The organism is Methyloversatilis discipulorum (assembly GCF_000385375.1).
Classification (GTDB): Bacteria; Pseudomonadota; Gammaproteobacteria; order Burkholderiales; family Rhodocyclaceae; genus Methyloversatilis; species Methyloversatilis discipulorum_A.
This window is the reverse complement of record NZ_ARVV01000001.1, coordinates 3,018,969-3,037,521: the sequence shown is the minus strand read 5'-3', so window position 1 is coordinate 3,037,521 and position 18,553 is coordinate 3,018,969. Positions and strand designations below refer to the sequence as shown.

The following is an 18,553-nucleotide window of genomic DNA, read 5'->3' as shown; positions in this document are numbered from 1 at the left end:
GGAGGTGGCACTATGAAACTACGCGCAACAGCCCTGGCAGCAATGCTGGCGGCAATCGCTGCGCCAGCCCAGGCGGGTGACTTCACCAGCCTGCTCGAAAACACCGGCCCCGGCCCGGACCTGAAGTGGGGTACGGCCGACGACACGGACGCCATCGGCCCCGGCGTTGACGGCATCCTGGGCACCGCTGACGACACGACCGTCAAGGTGTCCGGCGCCAACCAGCCGGCCGGCGACAAGCTCTATCTTCAGACCAACAATGTCGTTGCCAGCGGCAGTAACTCGAACGTGCCGCTGAGCATCGACTATTCGGCGACCGAGTGGCGTACGGCCGCGATCGGCGGCACGGTTCCGCGCGGCACGCCGACAGCGTCGGGCACCTTGTCGCTGATCGACTACCACGTCACGACCGGCATCACGCTGGGCAGCGACACCATCGGTGACGCCTACGACTTCGTGTTCCGTGACTCGCGCGACAACTCGCTGGTGTTCGGCACCCGCTTCGTGCTCGGTCAGTCGCCCTCCTATGCCGACGATGCGGAACTGAACTTCATGTACCGCTACGGTTTCGTCGAAGGCGACAAGGTGTTCGACGTGAAGGCCGCCTGGCTGTTCTATGGCGACTTCGATCTGCGCATGTACAACGCCTCGCGCAGCGACGTCCGTTCGCTCACCGGCACGCCGCTCCTCGACCTGAACGCGGTTGCTTTCCAGGCCGACGTGAACCTGTCCGAGGGCAACCCCTTCAGCGGAATGTATCTGCTGAAGACCGACGCCACCGACTACAAGTGGATGGCGGACGCGATCGGCTACTACCAGGCAGGCGAAGAAGGCCAGGCGCTGCTGTACAGCTCGATCGGCGGTTTCGCGCCGACCGTCGCGGCCGTTCCGGAGCCTTCCGAGTACGCCATGTTCCTTGCAGGTCTGGGCCTGATCGGTGCCGTCGTGCGCCGTCGTCTGCGCGCCTGATGCTCTGACACACACACCAACAAGAGGATATTCCCCATGAAGATCAAGAACCTTGCACTGTCCCTGCTGCTCGGCTTTTCCGCTCACTCTGCCTGGGCTTTCGTCGCGCTGCCGGAAAGCGGCACGCTGCGCATCACCGGTACCAACAACACGGCGACCGATCCGCTCTTCCTCGGCGCCGACTGGGCTCCGGCCGACAACGGCTACACCCAAGTTGCCCGCCGCATCAGCTCGGTGATCTATGACGGCACCGACGTCGGCACTTTCTACGACTACGTCTATCGCTATACCGACGGCACGCTGGCCTTCGCATCGCGTTTCACGCTGGAAGTCGGCGAGATCGAGATCGGCGACCTCGAGTACGAAGTCGAAATCAACGACATCCTGCGCAGCGGTTTCGCCGGCTACGACGTGTCGGTCGGCTGGTACGACTCGGGCACTGACAGCGATTTCCGTCTGCAGAGTGTCGCGCACACGTCGAATGGCGTGCGTACGCGTCCGACCAATCCGGTCGATGTGTTCGACGACAACGTGGTCGATTTCCGCACCGACATTTCGGTCGAGGAAGGCAACCCGACCACCGGCTGGTACGTGATCAAGACCAACGCGACCGAGTTCGAATACCTCACGGGCGCAGTGACCATCCGTCAGGCACCGAGCCTCGACGGCACGTCGCCGCCGCTGCGCGTCGCCAACTTCGAAGGTTTCGCGCCGATCGCCGCGCCGGTGCCGGAACCGTCCGAGTACGCGATGTTCCTCGCCGGTCTGGGCATGGTCGGCTTCGTTGCCCGCCGCCGCATGAACCGCATCTGAGTTTCACGCCTCGACCCGGGCAACCGGGCGTTTCTTTGAGCCAGGCCTCGTGCCTGGCTTTTTTTCATCCGAACAGCCTGGCGACCTCACGCGGTGCGCAGCGCAGATACTGTGGCGCTACCTTGATCTGCGCGCCGAGCTTGGCTGCGGCGTGCCAGGGCCAGCGCGGGTCGTACAGCATCGCGCGGGCGACGCCGATCAGGTCGGCCTGGCCGGCGGCGAGTATGGCTTCGGCGTGCTCCGGCTCGGTGATCAGGCCGACCGCGATGGTCGGCAGTCCTGTTTCGGCGCGGATGCGTTCGGCGAAGGCGACCTGATAGCCCGGCGTGAGCGGAATCTGCTGCGCGGTCGATACGCCGCCGCTCGATACGTGGATGAAGCTCGCGCCGCGCGCCTTGAGCGCCTGCGCGAGGACCACGCTCTGTTCGATGTCCCAGCCGCCGTCCACCCAGTCGCTGGCGGAAATGCGCATGCCGACCGGCCGGTCGTGAGGGAAGGCTTCGCGCACCGCGTCGAACACCTCGAGCGGAAAGCGCAGCCGGTTCTCGAGCGTGCCGCCGTAGGCGTCATCACGTGCATTGGCCAGCGGCGACAGGAACTGGTGCAGCAGGTAGCCGTGTGCGCCGTGCACCTCGATGGCGTCCAGTTCGAGCCGCGCCGCGCGCTTTGCCGCGTCGGCGAAGGCAGCGCACACCCGGCGCAGGCCGTCGGCGTCGAGTGAATGTGGCGGGTTCTCGTGCGCGGCGTGCGGAATCGAGGAGGGCGCCACGGTCTGCCAGCCGCCGGCGGTCGGCGCGATCTGCGCGCCGCCCTCCCAAGGTCGTGCCACCGAAGCCTTGCGGCCGGCATGGCCGAGCTGGATCGCGATCGGCATGCTGGAGTGGGCACGCACACCGTCGAGCACGCGACGCAATGCGGCTTCGTTGTCATCGTTCCACAGGCCGAGGTCGGCGGCAGAAATGCGACCGTCGGCTTCGACCGCAGTCGCTTCGATCACGAACAGGCCGGCGCCCGACAGCGCCATCTGGCCGATGTGCATCAGGTGCCAGTCGGTCGCGTTGCCGTCGCTGGCCGAGTACTGGCACATCGGCGCGATGACGATGCGGTTGGACAGCCTGAGGCCGCCGAGGTCGTAGGGCTGGAAGAGCGGGCTGGACATGAATGGGATCTCGCGGTCGTTGAAGGGCGGGCGGCGCGGCCGCAGCGCCCTGCAATCTACCGCCGACCGCCGGCCCGCGTCGACTTTCGCGACACCGGCGGCTGCATCGTCAGAGCCCCAGTTCGGACAGGCCGGGATGATCGTCGGGACGCCGTCCCTGCGGCCAGCGGAACAGGCGTTCCGACTCGCTGATCGCCAGGTCGTTGATGCTGGCGTGGCGATGCGCCATCAGGCCCTTGTCGTCGAATTCCCAGTTCTCGTTGCCGTAGGAGCGGAACCAGTTGCCGGCGTCGTCCTGCCATTCGTAGGCGAAGCGCACGGCGATGCGGTTGCCGGCGGTGCACCACAGTTCCTTGATCAGCCGGTACTCGCGCTCCTTCGCCCACTTGCGGGTCAGGAAGTCGACGATCTCGGCGCGGCCGCGCAGGAACTCCGAGCGGTTGCGCCACCGGCTGTCGGCGGTGTAGGCGAGCGATACGCGTTGCGGGTCGCGGCTGTTCCAGCCGTCTTCGGCGGCGCGCACCTTCTGCGCAGCGGTTTCGGACGTGAAGGGCGGCAGGGGCGGGCGGGGGGCGTCGGTCATGGCAAAGGCTCCGGGGGTTGAAAAGAGACAGGTCTGTCTACATACTTGAACAAGACAGGTCTGTCTGTCAACATGAATGGATGTTCACATCTCTCGACGATCTCGCCGGACCCGGTCCGCTGTCCGAACAGGATGCGCGGACCCGCGTACTCGAATGCGCCTATCGGCTGTTCTACCGCCACGGCCTGCGCGCCACCGGCATCGACCGCATCATTGCCGAGTCGGGCGTCGCCAAGGCTTCGTTCTACCGCCACTTTCCGACCAAGCAGGCGCTGGTCGAGGCCTATCTGGACCTGCGTCACGCGCGCTGGATGGGCTGGCTGGAAAGCCGGCTTGCCGCTGCGCCGGATGCCCGCGCCTGGTTGGCTGCGCTGCCCGATGCGCTGGACGACTGGTTCCGCGCGCCCGGCTTTCGCGGCTGCGCCTTCATCAATGGTCACGCCGAAGCCGGCACGGACGCGCCGCCGATGACGGTGACGCACAAGCGGGAACTGGCGGCGCGGATCGAAGTGGCCTGTCGCGAGGTGGGTTTCGCTCGACCGGACGAGGTCGCCGCCGATCTGCTGCTGCTCATCGAGGGCGCCATCGTGCGCGCGCAGATGGAAGGCGCGGACGCGGCCCGCGCGCCGCTGGCACGGGTGTTTGCGCGGGTGCTCGCCGGGGCGGAGCGCGCATGCGTCTGACACCTGATTCGTGGCTGGAGTCGGGGCCGGGGTTCTGGAGGGGCCTTGACCCCGACAGCAGCCTGCATCGAAGTCCGAGGACGGCAGCGGCCGTGTCGCGGCCAAGGCCACCCCCACAGGGATCGCGCCTGACTCGTGACTGGAACCAGGGCCGGGGTTCTGTGGGAGGGGCCTTGACCCCGACAGCAGCCCGCATCGAAGTCCGCAAAGGCCCTGTCGCTGCCAAGGCCGCTCTCACAGGGAGAGGTGGTGTGCGCGGTAAGTACAGCGACGGGGCTTGTCGTCAGCGGCCGGCGTTACCGCTGCGCCACCACGCCTGCATCGTTCGGCCGGTCGGCTCGAGGGTTTCGCCGGCAGGGTTCAGTGGCCAGTGCCAGCGGGGACCGGCAGCCCAGCCGTCGGTGACGAGGCGCTCCGGCAGACCCGGCAGCAGCACTTCGTCCGGCGCACTCGCTCGAGTCTGCGCGTATTCGATGATCAGGCAGGCGTGCGGCACGCGGCCGAGTGCATCGATGTGCGCCTGCTGTATCGCCGCGCCGTAGCGCTCGACGGCCGACTCAGCCTCGCCGCGCTCCAGAAGCGCCGCGCACGACAGCAGAGGCAGTTGCGACAGCAGGTTCACCGAGGCGCACCAGGCGTCGGTCGGCATCGCGGGTGCGGCGCGCAGCGGATCGCGCGACAGGTCCTCCAGCACGCCGCTCACGTCCTGCCGTACACAGCGCACCCGCCCTGAGTACTTGCGAACGGCAGCACGCGCAGCCGGGCCGAAGCACACGTCTACGAGGTCTACGGTTTCGAACAGGTCGAGCAGTTCGCGCAGTGGCACGTCCTGCAGCAGACCTGCGCCCATGATCCATGCGCGCCGCGGTGCATCAGGTGCTGCGGCGGAAAGGCGGGCGGCGGCGAGCAAGGCGGCGCGCGTCTGCGCGATGTGCTCTGCCCAGTGCGTACGCAGCCGGCGATGGCGCACGGCGAGCGCGGCCGCCTCGCGGCGCAGACCAAGGCGCTGCGCCGCCGGCAGACAGTCCAGGCGTGCCCAGGCAATCAGTTCCTCGATCATGCGGCGTCCGGCGGGAACAGCGCGCGGGCGCGTGGTGCCGGGTCGAGCCGGTAGAAGCGGGCCAACTGCTCGTACAGATCCGGCCAGGCCTGCTGTATCAGGTCAGGGATTTCGAAGAAGCACTCCGACATGACGGCGAAGAACTCGGCCGGGCTTTCCGCGGCGTATTCGTCGATGCCGGTGTCCACGCCGGCGTCGACGTCGGCACAGAAGCGCTCGTAGGCGGTCGACCACACGGCCGCCCAGCGCTGCACGCTCATGCCGGCATGCAGCGGCGGCAGACCGTCAGGCTCGCCGTTGCGCATGTCCAGCTTGTGCGCGAACTCGTGGATGACCACATTGATGCCGTCGGCCGCCAGCGATTCCGGCTGCCAGGACAGCAGTACCGGGCCGCCTTCCCACGCCTCGCCGACCAGCGTGTCCTCGTATTCGTGCACGACGCCAGCGTCGTCGGTCACCCGCCGCGGCACGACGAAGTCGCCCGGGTAGACCACCACGCCGACCCAGTCGTCGTACCAGTCCAGCCCGAGGTTGAGCACCGGCACGCAGGCCTGCAGCGCGATTTCGAGCAGCATGTCGTCGGTCAGCACGGTGTCGTGGGCGCCGTGGAATTCCTTGCTGGCGATGAACTGCCGCGCCAGTTCACGCAGGCGCGGCCGGTCGGCGGGGTCGAGGAAATCGAGCCAGGGCAGCCGGGCCTCGATGCGGGCCCACTGTTCGTCGGGTACGTCGGGCAGTTCGGGTTCGACGGCGGAAACGAGTCGGCGCAGCCAGTGCAACATCCGGAAGTAATCCTCTCTTGCGCGGGGTGGGGGCAGCGCCTATTGTGAAGGCTCTGCAACCACGAAAGGAGGTGATCCGTGATGAAACGTCTCGCGATCCTGCTGGGGCTGGCGATGTTTGCGTCGTCCAGTGCCGTTCTTGCATGCCCGGGCGAAAAGCACGGCGACGCCAAACCCCAGAGCTCCCAGCCGGAGAAGCCAAAGACCTGATTCCGCGCAACTGTCGTGAGACAGGTGTGCGAGGGGCGACCGCGAAAGCGGTCGCCCTTTTTCGTTGACCTGGTGCGTCGGGAACTCACCCTGCGGGGGTGGTGAATGACGTGTGGGCGTCTGTGGCGGTCATCGGGCGAAGACTGCGCCGTGAATCGAATACCGCGGGCCTGCAGCGGCTGCGTCGCGGCCAAGGCCGATCCCAAAGGAATCGCGCCCAATCGGTGATCGGAGCCGGAGTTCTGTGGGAGGGGTCTTCCGACCCCGACAGCAGCCTGTATCGAAGCCGGTGGCCTGCAACCGCCGCGTCGCGGTCAGAAGACCGCTCCCACAACGACGGCGCTCACTGCCGCCCGCTTCAGAACGTACCGTTCAGCGCCCGCCGCAGCGTGCTGGACGGCAGTTCGCCGAACAGTTCGCGGTAGTCGTGCGAGAAGTGGCCGAGATGCCAGAAGCCCCATTGCATCGCGATGTCGTGCACGCTGCGCGCCGGGTCACTGCCGTGCTGCAGCGCGCGCCGCACGGCGTTCAGCCGCACGCGTTTCAGGTAATCCTTCGGCGCCATGCCAAGCACGCTGTTGAAGTGGTTCTGCAGCGTGCGGCGCGTGACGTGCAGGCGTTCGCACAGTTCGTCTACGCCGTCGACCGAGCTTTCCGGCTTCAGCGCGATGCGCCGCGCCTGCATCACGATGTCGAAGCGGCGCTGTTCGAGTGCTGTGCGCGATGGCGGCGCCGGGTCGTCGCCCAGGCTGTCGAGCAGCAGATCGACCAGATCGGCGCACAGATCGCCGGACGGGGTGGTGGCACCGACCGGTTCCAGCAGGCCTTCGATCAGGAAACACAGTTCGCTGTGCCGCGATGGACTGAGCGCGCGGCTGGCGACCGAGCCGTGCAGCAGCAGCTGTTCGAGCTTGTGTCCGTGGCGGCCGGTCAGGCGCGAGGCGAGCCAGCCTTCGTCGGCGACGATGCCGTAGATGCCGAAGTCGCGCGGCGTGCGCAGCGTGAAGCCGCTGCTGGCGCGCGCCATCATCAGATGCACCCCATCGCTGTGCGGCCGGCCGCAGAAGCGCACTTCACCGGTGCGCGACAGATCGGGCAGGCCCATCCACACCGAGCCCGACCACGGGCCGCACTGCTGGCTGGTTTCCTGTTCGGTGTATTCGTGGAACACCTGCAAGCGCGGGCCGTCCTCGACCAGCATTTCGCGGATGCAGCCGCTGAACACGCCACCCGACAACTGCTCGTATTCCTGATGCCAGCGCGAAATATTGTCCGCGTGCTCGGCGACGTCGTCGCTGCGGCACACGCGGATTCCGTCCTTCGGGGCGCTTCTGGTGGCGTCCTCCGCGGTCGGGGCTGGCGCGATGTCATGTCCCATGTTCTGCCTCTCCTCCTGTCGCTCGCGCGAACAGGAATGTACCGTGATTGCAGGGACTTAGCATTCCCCGTGCCAACTGCCGCAAACAGCTTTTCCGATTCGGGATAGTGCACTGCCGCGACTTTTCCGATTCCGGATAGCGGGGACGCCTTCCCGGTGATCGAATGAAAAAGAGGTTCCGCGCCGGGCGGAACAGATCCGGGAGAGGAAAACATGTCGTCAACACTGAATGCGACCGGAGCGGGCGGCCCGCAGTCGCTGAAGAAGGTGCTGGGTCCGCTGCAGCTGTGGGGCATCGCGGTCGGACTGGTCATTTCGGGCGAGTACTTCGGCTGGAGCTATGGCTGGAACTCGGCCGGCACGCTGGGCTTCCTGTGCGCCACCGTGCTGGTTGCGGCCATGTACGCGACCTTCATCTTCAGCTTCACCGAACTGTCTACCGCCATCCCGCACGCCGGCGGTCCCTTCGCCTACGCGCGGCGCGCCTTCGGACCCTTCGGCGGCTTCATCGCCGGTTTCGCCACGCTGGTCGAATTCGTATTCGCGCCGCCGGCGATCTCGCTGGCCATCGGCGCCTACCTGAACGTGCAGTTCCCCAGCGTCGATCCGAAGATGATCGCGCTCGGCGCCTACGTCGTGTTCATCGCGCTGAACTGGGTGGGGGTGAGCATCGCCGCCACCTTCGAACTGTTCGTGACGCTGCTCGCCATCTTCGAACTGCTGCTCTTCATGGGCATCGTCGCGCCCGGCTGGAGCATGGCGAACTTCGTCGCCAATGGCTGGGCCGGCCAGAACGAGTTCTCCGGCGTCGCGCTGGCGGGCATCTTCGCGTCCATCCCGTTCGCCATCTGGTTCTTCCTGGCGATCGAGGGCGCGGCGATGGCGGCCGAGGAGGCACGTGACCCGAAGCGCACGATTCCGGTCGCCTACGTGGCCGGCATCCTTACCCTGCTGGTGCTCGCCTTCGGCGTCATGATCTTCGCCGGCGGCGTCGGCGACTGGCGCCAGATCGCCAACATCAACGATCCGCTGCCGCAGGCGATGAAGGCGGTGGTGGGCGAGAACAGCGGCTGGCTGCACATGCTGGTATGGATCGGCCTGTTCGGCCTGATCGCCTCCTTCCACGGCATCATCATGGGCTACTCGCGGCAGATCTTCGCGCTCGCCCGTGCCGGCTACCTGCCGCGCTACTTCGCCGCACTCAGCCCGCGTTTCCAGACGCCGCACCGCGCACTGCTGGCGGGGGGCGTGATCGGCGTGGTCGCCATCTTCAGCGACTCGTGGATCAGCTTCGGCGGCCAGACGCTGACCGCCAACATCGTCACGATGTCGGTATTCGGTGCCATCGTCATGTACATCATGTCCATGGCCTCGCTGTTCAAGCTGCGCAAGAGCGAGCCGCTGCTGGAACGTCCGTACCGCGCGCCGTTCTATCCGGTATTCCCGGCCATTGCGCTGGCGCTGGGCGTGTTCTGCCTCGGCGCGATGGTGTGGTTCAACACGCTGCTGGCCGGCGTCTTCCTCGGCCTGTTCGCGCTCGCCTCGGCCTACTTCTTCCTGACCGGCCAGCAGCGCGCCGACGCACCGGAAGACGTGATGCTGGCCGGCAGCCGCTGAGGAGAGCGCAATGGCTTATCGCGTGACGGTGGGCGGGGAGGCGTTCAGCTTCCCCGACCTGAAGACGGTGATGGCCTGCGCCAGCCCGGCCCGCTCCGGCGACGTGCTGGCCGGCGTGGCAGCAGGCTCCGCGCTGCGCCGTGTGGCGGCGCGGCACGCGCTGGCCGACATCCCGCTGGCCACCTTCCTGAACGAGGCGCTGGTGCCGTACGAGGAGGACGAGATCACCCGCCTCATCGTCGACAGCCATGACCGCGCCGCCTTCGCGACCATTGCCCATCTGACGGTGGGCGGTTTCCGCGAGTGGCTGCTCGACGACGCGGCCGACGCCGACGCGCTGACCGCGGTATCGCCGGGCCTGACGCCGGAAATGGTGGCGGCGGTAAGCAAGCTCATGCGCAACCAGGACCTGATCGCGGTGGCGCGCAAATGCCGCGTGGTGACGCAGTTCCGCAACACGATAGGCCTGCCCGGCCATCTGGCGGTGCGGCTGCAGCCGAACCACCCGACCGACGATCTGCGCGGCGTGGCGGCCTCGACGCTGGACGGTCTGCTGTGCGGCGCCGGTGATGCGGTGATCGGCATCAATCCGGCCTCCGACAGCCTGCCCGCCATCGCCAGCCTGCTGCACATGCTGGACGAACTGATCGAACGCTTCGACATCCCGACCCAGAGCTGCGTGCTGACGCACGTGACCAACACGGTGAAGCTGATCGAGCAGGGCGCACCGGTCGACCTGGTGTTCCAGTCGGTTGGCGGCACCGAGAAGACGAACACGTCCTTTGGCGTCAGCCTCGCCGTGCTCGACGAGGCGTATGACGCAGCGCTGTCGCTCGGCCGCGGCACGCTCGGCGACAACGTCATGTATTTCGAGACCGGGCAGGGCAGCGCATTGTCCGCCAACGCCCACCACGGCGTGGACCAGCAGACCTGCGAGGCGCGCGCCTACGCGGTGGCGCGCCGCTACAAGCCGCTGCTGATCAATACCGTGGTCGGCTTCATCGGCCCGGAGTACCTGTACGACGGTAAGCAGATCATCCGCGCCGGGCTGGAGGATCACTTCTGCGGCAAGCTGCTCGGCCTGCCGCTGGGCTGCGACGTCTGCTACACCAATCACGCCGAAGCCGACCAGGACGACATGGACACGCTGCTGGTGCTGCTCGGCGCCGCCGGCATTCCGTTCGTGATCGGCGTGCCGGGGGCGGACGACATCATGCTCAACTACCAGAGCACCTCCTTCCACGACGCGCTGTTCCTTCGCCGCACGCTGGGCCTGAAGCGCGCGCCCGAATTCGAGCGCTGGCTGCAGTCCATTGGCCTCACCGATCCGAACGGCGAACTGCTGCACGGCAGCGGCCGCGCGCTGGTCGACGGCATCACCTCGCTGGCTGCGTTGCCCTCGCCGCGCGCCGCATGAAACCCACATCCATTTCAAACAGACCGGGAGCTTTCTTCATGACTTCGATCCGCCACACCACGCTGCTTTGTGCAGCCCTGTTCGCCGCCGCACCGCTGGCACACGCCGAAGAGGCCGCGCCGGCCTCCGACTGGACGGTGCCGATGAGCGTCACGCTGGTCAGCGACTACATCTTCCGCGGCCAGTCGCAGACCTGGGGCGGTCCGGCGCTGCAGTTCAGCATCGAGGCGGTGCACAGTTCGGGCTTCTACGCCGGCTTCTTCGCGTCGAACGTATCCGATCACTGGCTGCCGGGCGCAGCGGTCGAAACCGACCTCTACGGTGGCTACCGCACCAAGGTGGCGGACACGATAGGCGTCGATGTCGGCGCCGTGTATTACATGTACCCGGGAGCCAACTGGGACGATTCGCCCTTCACCGGCTTCAACGCACGCAACCGTCTCGACACTGCCGAAGCCTATGTCGCGCTGAACTGGGAATGGCTCACCTTCAAGACCGGGCGCACGCTGAACGAATACTTCGGCTGGAGCACCAACAATTCGCCGGTCAATGGCGGCTTCTTCGGTGACCTGTCGGCCGGCGTCACCGGCAATACGCGCGGTTCGCATTACTTCGAACTGAACGCGGCCTACGACGTGGCCGAAGGGTGGAACGTCAGCGGTCAGATCGGCCGCCAGATCGTGCGCAATTCAACTGGACTGGACATTACCTACTACAAGGTCGGCGTCACCCGCGCGCTGCCGGATGGCTGGTCGGCCGGCGTGTTCTACTCGGCGTCGAGCGAGCCGAACGCGTACAAGGACTTCGTCAGCCTGGACAACGGGCGGTCGGATTCCGATATTGCGAAGGACAAGCTGTTCGTCAGCGTGACCAAGGCCTTCTGAGATGACGCCGGTCCCGGGCAGCGACGGTCGGGGCCGGCGCAAGGAACGTGAAGAGATGTGCGATGAAGGATGAAGACAAGGACGGCGCGCTGAGCGACAGCAAGGATGCCTGGGCGCTGTGGCGCGGTTTCACGTCGGCGCGCATCGGCCTGGGCCGCGTCGGCAACGCCGTGCCCACCGCGGAAGCGCTGGGCTTCGGTCTGGCCCACGCGCTGGCCCGCGACGCCATCCACACGCCGCTCGACGTGGCGGCGCTGGCCTCCGAACTGAACGCGCAGGACTGGCCGGCACTGCCGGTGAAAAGCCGTGCGCCCGACCGCGAAACCTATCTGCGCCGGCCCGACCTCGGCCGCCGGCTCGACCCCGATGACCGCGTACGGCTGGATGGCATGCGCGGCGAGGGCTGCGATCTGGCGGTGGTGATCGGCGACGGCCTGTCGTCGGCGGCGGTGGCGCGGCACGCGGTGCCGCTGCTCGCGGCGTTGTATCCGCTGCTGCCAGAGGACTGGTGCATCGCGCCGGTGGTGATCGCCACCCAGGCGCGCGTGGCGCTGGCCGACGAGGTCGGCGAGGCGCTGGGCGCACGCATGGTGGCCATGCTGATCGGCGAGCGGCCGGGGCTCAGTTCGCCGGACAGCCTCGGCGTCTACCTGACCTGGGCGCCGCGCGTCGGCCGGTCGGACGCCGAGCGCAACTGCATATCGAATGTGCGGCCCGAGGGCCAGCCCTATGGTGCCGCCGCCTATCGCCTGAACTGGCTGATGCAGCAGGCGAGTGCACTGCGCCTGACCGGCATCGGACTGAAGGACGAGAGCGACCACACGCTGCCGCTGATCGACCGGGCGGGCGCGCCGCGGCTCGACTGAGAGCAAGGCGCGGCGGCAAAGAAAAAGGGCGACGCATCTGCGTCGCCCTGAAACCCGATTCAATCTGGTCGAATCAGGAGGAGGTTCGTAGGCTTCAGCGCTTGAGCTTCTTCATGCGCTCGGCCGGGGTAATGATGTCGGTGAGGCGGATGCCGAACTTGTCGTTCACCACCACCACCTCGCCCTGCGCAATCAGCGTGCCATTGACCAGCACATCCATCGGCTCGCCGGCCATGCCGTCGAGCTCGACCACCGAGCCGTGGCCCAGTTGCAGCAGATTGCGGATCGAAATCTTGGTACGGCCCAGTTCCACGGTCAGCTGCACCGGGATGTCGAGGATCATTTCGAAGTCGCGCAGGCCTTCGGCAGGCTTGTTCGCGCTTTCCCCGAACTGCTGGAATATGTTCGCCGGCTGCGCCTCCACAGTTGCGTGGTCGGCGTCCAGTGCGGCGAGTGCTTCGTCTGCGGTGGTCTGTTCCGCCATCGCGGCGGCCCAGTCATCGTCACTGACTTGTTCTTCGGCTTCGGCCAGATCGCTCATGGTTTTTCCTCACCTGTCTTCTTGCCCTGGGCGTTCAGGGCGTGCTCGATCAACTCTTCCTCGCCGGCCATGAAACGCTCGATGCGCAATGCGTAGTGCCCGTTCTGAACGCCGTACTTGCACTGCAACACGTCTATGCCATCGACCGCGGCCGTCACCGTCTCTGGGATAGTTATCGGAATGATGTCGCCAACCTTTAGGTTGTTGAGGCCGCCCAGCGTCAGCGAGCCGTCGCCGAGGTTCACCGACAGTTCGACCGCGGCGTCCTGCACCTGACGGGTCAGCAGCTTGATCCAGCGGTTGTCCGAACTGACGCTGTCGCTCTGCATCGATGAATTCAGGATGTCGCGCAGCGGCTCCACCATCGAATAGGGCAGGCAGATGTGCATCTCCGCCGACACACCGCCCAGCTCGACGGTGAAGGTCGAGGCGACGACGATTTCCGACGGCGTGGCGATGTTGGCGAACTGCGAGTTCATTTCCGAGCGCATGTACTCGAACTTGATCTTGTGCACCGGCTCCCACGAGCGCTCGTACTCGGCGAAGAACACGTCGAGCAGGCCGTGGATGATGCGCTGTTCGGTCGCCGTGAAATCGCGCCCTTCGACCCGCGTATGGAAGCGTCCGTCGCCGCCGAACATGTTGTCGATGACCAGGAACACCAGGTTCGGGTCGAACACGACGAGACCCGTACCGCGCAGTGGCTTCACCTGGACCAGGTTCAGGTTGGTCGGTACCACCAGATTGCGGATGAATTCCGAATACTTCTGCAGGCGGATCGGGCCGAGCGAAATCTCGGCGCTGCGCTGCATGAAATTGAACAGGCCGATGCGCAGGTAACGGGCGAAACGCTCGTGGATCAGCTCCAGCGTGGGCATGCGCCCGCGGACGATTCTTTCCTGGGTGCCGAGGTTGTAAGGGCGAATGCCGCCGGTGTCGTCCTCCTGGACGGCTTCGTCGGTTTCGCCGGTGACGCCCTTCAGCAGGGCATCGACCTCTTCCTGGGAAAGAAAGTCGGACATGATCTTCCTCGCTGTTCTCTTCGGCGCTACTGCACGATGAAGGAGGTGAAGAGCACCGATTCGACCGGACCTATCGGTTCCTCGGGCTCGCCCTTGCGGTTGCGCGGTACCTCGCCGACGATGGCATTGACCGCGTGCTTGATGTCTTCCGCCAGTTGCTCGCGGCCTTCCGCGCTACCAAGTTCCGAGGCTTTCTTGCCGGACAGCAGCATCAGCACGCGGTGGCGGATTTCCGGCATGTAGGCCTTCAGGTTGTCGGCCGCAGGTTGTTCATCGACGCGCAGCGTCGCCTTGACCTGCAGGTACTGGTCGACTGCGGTTTCGGGCTGCAGATTGACGGTGAAGGGGTCGAGTTCGACGAAGACCGGCGGCAGGCCCTTGGCTTCCGCGTCCTTCTTCTTCTTCAGCTTGGCCTTCTTCGCTTCCTTGGCGGCTGCCTCATGATCGTCCTCGGCAACGACTTCCTCGCCGTCCTCGCCTTCCTCAGCGTGACTGCCACCCATCATGAAGAAGGCCGCGGCGCCGCCCAGTATCACCACCACCAGCAAGGCGATGACGATGACGAGCATCTTGTTGCCCTTCTTCTTCGGTGCGTCTGCTCCGGCTTCGTCCGGGGTGGCGGCTGCTTTGGCCATATTCGATGCTCCTGTCTGATTCGGAATTGTCGGCGGGCACACATGCCTTTCAATGTCCGAATAACGGCTGATTGATCCGTTTTTTTAGTGCCGGAGCGGTTTTTTGCTCGACAGGTGCATCCCGACCTTTGCGGCTGCCACGGATTTCGGGGAGCCGTCAGGCGAACAGATCGACCAGACCGGTGCCGCGCCGCGCGGTCTGGCTGACCGCGAGCTCGCCGCTGTCGCGACCGCGCTGGCCGCGCTGTTCGCCGCCCTGACCCTCGCGCGAGGGCTGGTCGCTGCTGACGTTCGCCTCGCCGAGCGAAATACCGCCTTCGGCCAGCATTTCACGCAGACGGGGCATGGCCTGTTCGAGCGCTTCACGCACCAGCGGATTGGCCGATACGAATTGTGCGGTGCTGAGGTCGGAGCCGATCTCCAGCGTGATTTCGATGCGACCCAGATGCGGCGGCGTCAGCACCAGTTCGGCCTTGCTCATGCCCTGATCGGCCAGCCAGCTGATCTGGTGGCCGACGTCGTCGGCCCAGCCCGGCTGGCTCACCGGCGTGGCGACCGTCATTTCGGTCTTCGGCTGCTGGGCTGCCGCCATATGGGCGCGGAAGTCGGCGTGCTGTGCCTGCTGCATCGTGCCGGTGGTGTTGTCGGCGAAGGCGTCGGGCAGCACGTCGGCAGCGAGGTCGAAGTCCGGCAGCGTTTTGCCGTCCACCTCCATGTCGCTGCCGGCCTGGGCGGCAATCCCTGCCGCCAGCGGGTCGGTATTGCCCTTTGCCGCTTTGCCGCCATTGCCGCCGGTGAGGTCGGACAACGCCGTCGTGGCTTCGCTTTCGCTGGAAGCGGCCGTTTTCAGCGCATCGGCCAGCTGCAGCACAGGTGTCAGCAGCAGGCCGGCGGCGAGCATGTCGGCGCCGCTTTGCGGGGTTTCGGTGGTGATCAGTTCCTGCGCGTCCTCGTCCGGCTTGATGGCGTCGGCCATCAGATCGGCCAGCAGCTCGGGCGGAAGCTCGCGCCCCTGTCCGCTGGCCAGCAGGTTGTCCTTGAGCAGGTTGGCGAAGGCGGCGGCGTCTTCGCCGCTCAGTTCGCCAGCAATGCCGCGGATCTCTCCGACCGGGCCGGACGTGGCGAGCGGATTCGATGAAGTAGGCAGGTTAAGCGTCGGTGCCGGCATGGTGATCTCTCCTGTGACGGAGGGACCACAGCACTATCCGTGCCAGTTGCCGGGAAGGGTGGAGCAGTTCAGTCGTCGTTGACCTGACGGCCCGAACGGTCGTCGTTCACCCGCTGCTCGGCACGCGCCTGTTTGCGGGCGACGCCTGCGTGGTGGCGGTCGGACAGCGTTTCGAACGCCTTGACCCGGGTACGCGTGTCCAGCCACTCGCGCTGGCCTGCCTGGGCGAGATCGCGTGAGCGCTCGACCTGACGCTGCTGGTGACAGATGGCGTCGTCGATGCGGGCAAGGAAGGCGCGGTAATTGGACCACTGGTTGGGCGTCAGGCCGCTGCGTGCAGCCGCCATGAACTGGCCCTGGTACTCGTTGCGGTACTGCTCGAGCATGTCGAGCTTGCGCGTGTTGTCCTGTTCGCTGGCCATCAGCGCAGCCAGCGCGCGGGCGGCTTCGTCCATGCGCGTGACGCTGAGATCCAGGATGGATTGGAGTCGGAATTGTTCAGCCATGACTTGAAAGCATCGTTCCGATCATCGGGGCCGGGCGTGATCCAGATCACGCATTTTCGGCCAGTGACGGATTTTTGCAATCATGGCGTCTGACCGAAGATCTGGTGCAGCTTCATGACCGCATCCTCGTAGCCTTCGCGTTCGTCCATGCGCTGCTGCAGGAAGGCCTCCAGCGTCGGGAACATGTTCACTGCCTGGTCCAGTTGCGGGTCGGAGCCGGGGGCATAGGCGCCGACGGCGATCAGGTCGCGCGCACGCTGATAGCGCGACCAGTAGCCCTTGAAGCGGCGCACCAGATCGAAATGACTGGGTTTGACCAGGCCGTGCATCGCCCGCGATACCGACTGTTCGATATCGATCGCCGGGTAGTGGCCGGAGTCGGCCAGCTGGCGCGTGAGCACGAAGTGGCCGTCGAGGATGGCGCGCGCCGAGTCGGCGATCGGGTCCTGCTGGTCGTCGCCTTCGGCCAGCACAGTGTAGAAGGCGGTGATCGAACCACCACCTTCCGGGCCGTTGCCGGCGCGCTCGACCAGCTGTGGCAGCCGCGCGAACACGCTCGGCGGGTAACCGCGGGTGACGGGCGGCTCGCCGATGGCCAGCGCGATTTCGCGTTGCGCCATCGCATAGCGGGTCAGCGAATCCATGATGAGCAGCACGTGCCGCCCCTGGTCGCGGAACCATTCCGCCACCGTGGTCGCATAGGCGGCACCTTGCAGCCGCATCAGCGGGCTGGTGTCGGCAGGTGCTGCGACCACCACCGAACGCTTCAGTCCGGCGGCGCCGAGGATCTGCTCGATGAATTCCTTCACTTCGCGGCCCCGTTCGCCGATCAGCCCGACCACCACGACCTCGGCGGAAGTGAAGCGCGCCATCATGCCCAGCAGCACCGACTTGCCGACGCCGGAGCCGGCGAACAGGCCGACGCGCTGGCCGCGGCCGACGGTGAGCAGCGAATTGATTGAGCGGATGCCGGTGTCCATCGTGCGCTTGATCGGCTCGCGCAGCAGCGGATTGACCGCGCGGCTGGCGACCGAGCGCGAATGGCGGGTGACGATGGGCCCCATGCCGTCGAGCGGACGGCCAGCGCCGTCGACCACGCGGCCGAGCAGGGCGTCGCCGACCGGCAGGTGCTTGGCGCGGTCGGAGGCGCGACGGCGCGGCTCCAGCCGCTCGGTCGGTGTCGGTCGTTGCGGAGCGGTTTCGAGCGGGATGACCTGGGCACCCGGTGCGAGGCCGACCACGTCGTCGGTTGGCATCATGAACAGCTTTTCGCCGTTGAAGCCGACCACCTCCGCTTCGCAGCTGTTGCCGCCCGGCACCATGATGCGGCAGCCCGAACCCAGCGGCAGTTTGAGGCCGGCCGCTTCCATCACCAGACCGTTGATGCGGGTCAGGCGACCGGCGTGCTGATACGGATTGACGCGTCCGGCGAGCGTGCCGCAGTCGGTCAGGAAGCCGGACCACTTGCGCACATGGGCATTCGGTTTGCCGGCCGCCTCCGGTTGCTCGTCCGTGCTGTCCGCGCTGTCCGGCTCCAACGTCGATTCAGTCATGTTCCAGCCACTCCGCGCCATCGACCAGCGATTCGACGATGCGGTCCCAGCGCGTCGGGACCGTGGCGTCGATCTGGCTGCCGCCGGATTCGACCTTGCAGCCGCCACGCGCGATGGCGCCGTCCTCGAAGATGCGGTGGCCGGCGTGCGTGAGCTGGTCGCCGATGTGGCTGCGCACGACCGAGGCATCCTCCGGGTTCAGATAGATGGCGGTGTGCTGGTGCGGCAACTGGTTGATCGCTTCGCGCACGACGGCGACCACCACCTCGGGATTCACACGTATGGTCTGGCGCACGACGTTGCGCGCGATTTCGACGCCGAGGTTCAGTACCTCGCGGGCGATCGAATTGTCCAGTGCGGCGAGCGCCTCTTCCAGCTGCTCGACCACGCTGTGCAGGCGCATCGCTTCCATGCGCACGCGCGCCGTGCCCTCCTCGTAGCCGGCGGCATAACCCTCGCGGTGCGCCTCCTGCTGCAGTTTCTCGATGTCGTCCGCGGTGGGAAAGCGGAAGGGCGCCGCCGTCTCGTCGTCCGTGTCGGCCGCAGCCGCCTCCTCCGGCGCCATCGCGGGGGGAGGCGCTGGGTCGGCGTCGACAGCCGGTTCGGGTGCCGGCGCAGCTGCAGCTTCCGGCGTATCGAACACCGGCATCTGCCAGGCAGTGAAGGATTCGCTGTTCATCGTGCGCAGCCTGCCTCAGCGCGGGCCA

At 66.5% G+C, this 18,553-nt stretch carries 20 protein-coding genes; 8 read left to right on the top strand and 12 right to left on the bottom strand.

Going from position 1 to position 18,553, the window contains the following annotated elements:
- The first annotated feature begins 12 nt into the window (after positions 1-12).
- Entirely contained in the window at positions 13-969 is a 957-nt protein-coding gene (locus METRZ18153_RS0114235; protein ID WP_232416051.1) for a PEP-CTERM sorting domain-containing protein, read from the top strand.
- Positions 970-1,005: 36 nt separating this feature from the next.
- Entirely contained in the window at positions 1,006-1,782 is a 777-nt protein-coding gene (locus tag METRZ18153_RS0114230) for a PEP-CTERM sorting domain-containing protein (RefSeq protein ID WP_020165353.1), read from the top strand.
- A 64-nt stretch (positions 1,783-1,846) separates the two neighbouring features.
- Here METRZ18153_RS0114230 and METRZ18153_RS0114225 read toward each other — a convergent pair whose 3' ends face one another.
- Together METRZ18153_RS0114225 and METRZ18153_RS0114220 are read right to left on the bottom strand one after the other, a co-directional pair.
- Positions 1,847-2,941 (bottom strand): NADH:flavin oxidoreductase/NADH oxidase, encoded by a 1,095-nt coding sequence (locus METRZ18153_RS0114225; RefSeq protein ID WP_020165352.1) that lies wholly within the window; start codon positions 2,939-2,941, stop codon positions 1,847-1,849.
- Between the two features lie 109 nt (positions 2,942-3,050).
- Positions 3,051-3,524 carry a nuclear transport factor 2 family protein gene (locus METRZ18153_RS0114220; RefSeq protein WP_020165351.1) on the bottom strand — a complete coding sequence of 158 codons (474 nt, stop codon included), beginning with the start codon at positions 3,522-3,524 and terminating at the stop codon, positions 3,051-3,053.
- A gap of 80 nt (positions 3,525-3,604) precedes the next feature.
- Here METRZ18153_RS0114220 and METRZ18153_RS0114215 point away from each other — a divergent pair, with 80 nt between their 5' ends.
- Positions 3,605-4,207, top strand: coding sequence for a TetR/AcrR family transcriptional regulator (locus tag METRZ18153_RS0114215; protein WP_020165350.1), 603 nt, complete (start codon positions 3,605-3,607; stop codon positions 4,205-4,207).
- Positions 4,208-4,490: 283 nt separating this feature from the next.
- Here METRZ18153_RS0114215 and METRZ18153_RS0114210 read toward each other — a convergent pair whose 3' ends face one another.
- Both METRZ18153_RS0114210 and METRZ18153_RS0114205 read right to left on the bottom strand, forming a co-directional pair.
- Complete coding sequence (locus tag METRZ18153_RS0114210) at positions 4,491-5,267, bottom strand: hypothetical protein (RefSeq protein ID WP_020165349.1); 777 nt, start codon at positions 5,265-5,267, stop codon at positions 4,491-4,493.
- Positions 5,264-6,049: a M90 family metallopeptidase gene (locus METRZ18153_RS0114205; RefSeq protein ID WP_020165348.1), complete on the bottom strand. Its 786-nt coding sequence runs from the start codon at positions 6,047-6,049 to the stop codon at positions 5,264-5,266. The genes METRZ18153_RS0114210 and METRZ18153_RS0114205 overlap by 4 nt, the downstream gene beginning before the upstream one ends.
- 78 nt (positions 6,050-6,127) lie before the next feature.
- Here METRZ18153_RS0114205 and METRZ18153_RS21230 point away from each other — a divergent pair, with 78 nt between their 5' ends.
- Positions 6,128-6,259 (top strand): hypothetical protein, encoded by a 132-nt coding sequence (locus METRZ18153_RS21230; RefSeq protein ID WP_269744947.1) that lies wholly within the window; start codon positions 6,128-6,130, stop codon positions 6,257-6,259.
- Between the two features lie 358 nt (positions 6,260-6,617).
- Here METRZ18153_RS21230 and METRZ18153_RS0114195 read toward each other — a convergent pair whose 3' ends face one another.
- A complete protein-coding gene (locus METRZ18153_RS0114195) occupies positions 6,618-7,637 on the bottom strand; it encodes a helix-turn-helix domain-containing protein (RefSeq protein ID WP_029143786.1) in 1,020 nt (339 codons plus the stop codon).
- A gap of 213 nt (positions 7,638-7,850) precedes the next feature.
- On the opposite strand from METRZ18153_RS0114195, the gene eat reads away from it, so the two are divergent.
- The 4 genes from eat (at position 7,851) to eutC (ending at position 12,421) form a co-directional block, all read left to right on the top strand.
- The gene (eat, locus tag METRZ18153_RS0114190) at positions 7,851-9,254 is read left to right on the top strand and encodes an ethanolamine permease (RefSeq protein ID WP_020165345.1); all 1,404 of its coding nucleotides are present in this window, start codon (positions 7,851-7,853) and stop codon (positions 9,252-9,254) included.
- A gap of 10 nt (positions 9,255-9,264) precedes the next feature.
- Complete coding sequence (locus METRZ18153_RS0114185; protein WP_020165344.1) at positions 9,265-10,671, top strand: ethanolamine ammonia-lyase subunit EutB; 1,407 nt, start codon at positions 9,265-9,267, stop codon at positions 10,669-10,671.
- Positions 10,672-10,709: 38 nt separating this feature from the next.
- Positions 10,710-11,555 carry a TorF family putative porin gene (locus METRZ18153_RS0114180; RefSeq protein ID WP_020165343.1) on the top strand — a complete coding sequence of 282 codons (846 nt, stop codon included), beginning with the start codon at positions 10,710-10,712 and terminating at the stop codon, positions 11,553-11,555.
- A gap of 62 nt (positions 11,556-11,617) precedes the next feature.
- Entirely contained in the window at positions 11,618-12,421 is an 804-nt protein-coding gene (eutC, locus tag METRZ18153_RS0114175) for an ethanolamine ammonia-lyase subunit EutC (RefSeq protein WP_020165342.1), read from the top strand.
- 94 nt (positions 12,422-12,515) lie between these two features.
- Here the strand turns inward: eutC and fliN are convergent, their stop codons facing one another.
- The 7 genes from fliN to METRZ18153_RS0114140 form a co-directional block, all read right to left on the bottom strand.
- A complete protein-coding gene (fliN, locus tag METRZ18153_RS0114170; protein WP_020165341.1) occupies positions 12,516-12,962 on the bottom strand; it encodes a flagellar motor switch protein FliN in 447 nt (148 codons plus the stop codon).
- The gene (gene fliM, locus METRZ18153_RS0114165; RefSeq protein WP_020165340.1) at positions 12,959-13,984 is read right to left on the bottom strand and encodes a flagellar motor switch protein FliM; all 1,026 of its coding nucleotides are present in this window, start codon (positions 13,982-13,984) and stop codon (positions 12,959-12,961) included. The genes fliN and fliM overlap by 4 nt, the downstream gene beginning before the upstream one ends.
- Before the next feature lie 26 nt (positions 13,985-14,010).
- Positions 14,011-14,619, bottom strand: coding sequence for a flagellar basal body-associated FliL family protein (locus tag METRZ18153_RS0114160; RefSeq protein ID WP_020165339.1), 609 nt, complete (start codon positions 14,617-14,619; stop codon positions 14,011-14,013).
- Between the two features lie 157 nt (positions 14,620-14,776).
- A complete protein-coding gene (locus METRZ18153_RS0114155; RefSeq protein ID WP_020165338.1) occupies positions 14,777-15,787 on the bottom strand; it encodes a flagellar hook-length control protein FliK in 1,011 nt (336 codons plus the stop codon).
- A gap of 68 nt (positions 15,788-15,855) precedes the next feature.
- On the bottom strand, positions 15,856-16,293 hold the full coding sequence (gene fliJ / locus METRZ18153_RS0114150) for a flagellar export protein FliJ (protein WP_029143785.1): 438 nt from the start codon (positions 16,291-16,293) through the stop codon (positions 15,856-15,858).
- An 80-nt stretch (positions 16,294-16,373) separates the two neighbouring features.
- Positions 16,374-17,846 (bottom strand): flagellar protein export ATPase FliI, encoded by a 1,473-nt coding sequence (fliI, locus tag METRZ18153_RS0114145; RefSeq protein ID WP_029143784.1) that lies wholly within the window; start codon positions 17,844-17,846, stop codon positions 16,374-16,376.
- Positions 17,839-18,525 (bottom strand): flagellar assembly protein FliH, encoded by a 687-nt coding sequence (locus METRZ18153_RS0114140; protein ID WP_020165335.1) that lies wholly within the window; start codon positions 18,523-18,525, stop codon positions 17,839-17,841. Before METRZ18153_RS0114140 ends, fliI begins: the two co-directional genes overlap by 8 nt.
- Positions 18,526-18,553: the final 28 nt, after the last annotated feature.

What these genes read in the sequence shown, in the direction of transcription:
- METRZ18153_RS0114235 (WP_232416051.1), top strand. Translation starts at nt 13, where the DNA reads ATGAAACTACGCGCAACAGCCCTGGCAGCAATGCTGGCGGCAATCGCT.
- METRZ18153_RS0114230 (WP_020165353.1), top strand. Translation starts at nt 1,006, where the DNA reads ATGAAGATCAAGAACCTTGCACTGTCCCTGCTGCTCGGCTTTTCCGCT.
- METRZ18153_RS0114225 (WP_020165352.1), bottom strand. Translation starts at nt 2,941, where the DNA reads ATGTCCAGCCCGCTCTTCCAGCCCTACGACCTCGGCGGCCTCAGGCTG.
- METRZ18153_RS0114220 (WP_020165351.1), bottom strand. Translation starts at nt 3,524, where the DNA reads ATGACCGACGCCCCCCGCCCGCCCCTGCCGCCCTTCACGTCCGAAACC.
- METRZ18153_RS0114215 (WP_020165350.1), top strand. Translation starts at nt 3,605, where the DNA reads ATGTTCACATCTCTCGACGATCTCGCCGGACCCGGTCCGCTGTCCGAA.
- METRZ18153_RS0114210 (WP_020165349.1), bottom strand. Translation starts at nt 5,267, where the DNA reads ATGATCGAGGAACTGATTGCCTGGGCACGCCTGGACTGTCTGCCGGCG.
- METRZ18153_RS0114205 (WP_020165348.1), bottom strand. Translation starts at nt 6,049, where the DNA reads ATGTTGCACTGGCTGCGCCGACTCGTTTCCGCCGTCGAACCCGAACTG.
- METRZ18153_RS0114195 (WP_029143786.1), bottom strand. Translation starts at nt 7,637, where the DNA reads ATGGGACATGACATCGCGCCAGCCCCGACCGCGGAGGACGCCACCAGA.
- eat (WP_020165345.1), top strand. Translation starts at nt 7,851, where the DNA reads ATGTCGTCAACACTGAATGCGACCGGAGCGGGCGGCCCGCAGTCGCTG.
- METRZ18153_RS0114185 (WP_020165344.1), top strand. Translation starts at nt 9,265, where the DNA reads ATGGCTTATCGCGTGACGGTGGGCGGGGAGGCGTTCAGCTTCCCCGAC.
- METRZ18153_RS0114180 (WP_020165343.1), top strand. Translation starts at nt 10,710, where the DNA reads ATGACTTCGATCCGCCACACCACGCTGCTTTGTGCAGCCCTGTTCGCC.
- eutC (WP_020165342.1), top strand. Translation starts at nt 11,618, where the DNA reads ATGAAGGATGAAGACAAGGACGGCGCGCTGAGCGACAGCAAGGATGCC.
- fliN (WP_020165341.1), bottom strand. Translation starts at nt 12,962, where the DNA reads ATGAGCGATCTGGCCGAAGCCGAAGAACAAGTCAGTGACGATGACTGG.
- fliM (WP_020165340.1), bottom strand. Translation starts at nt 13,984, where the DNA reads ATGTCCGACTTTCTTTCCCAGGAAGAGGTCGATGCCCTGCTGAAGGGC.
- METRZ18153_RS0114160 (WP_020165339.1), bottom strand. Translation starts at nt 14,619, where the DNA reads ATGGCCAAAGCAGCCGCCACCCCGGACGAAGCCGGAGCAGACGCACCG.
- METRZ18153_RS0114155 (WP_020165338.1), bottom strand. Translation starts at nt 15,787, where the DNA reads ATGCCGGCACCGACGCTTAACCTGCCTACTTCATCGAATCCGCTCGCC.
- fliJ (WP_029143785.1), bottom strand. Translation starts at nt 16,293, where the DNA reads ATGGCTGAACAATTCCGACTCCAATCCATCCTGGATCTCAGCGTCACG.
- fliI (WP_029143784.1), bottom strand. Translation starts at nt 17,846, where the DNA reads ATGACTGAATCGACGTTGGAGCCGGACAGCGCGGACAGCACGGACGAG.
- METRZ18153_RS0114140 (WP_020165335.1), bottom strand. Translation starts at nt 18,525, where the DNA reads ATGAACAGCGAATCCTTCACTGCCTGGCAGATGCCGGTGTTCGATACG.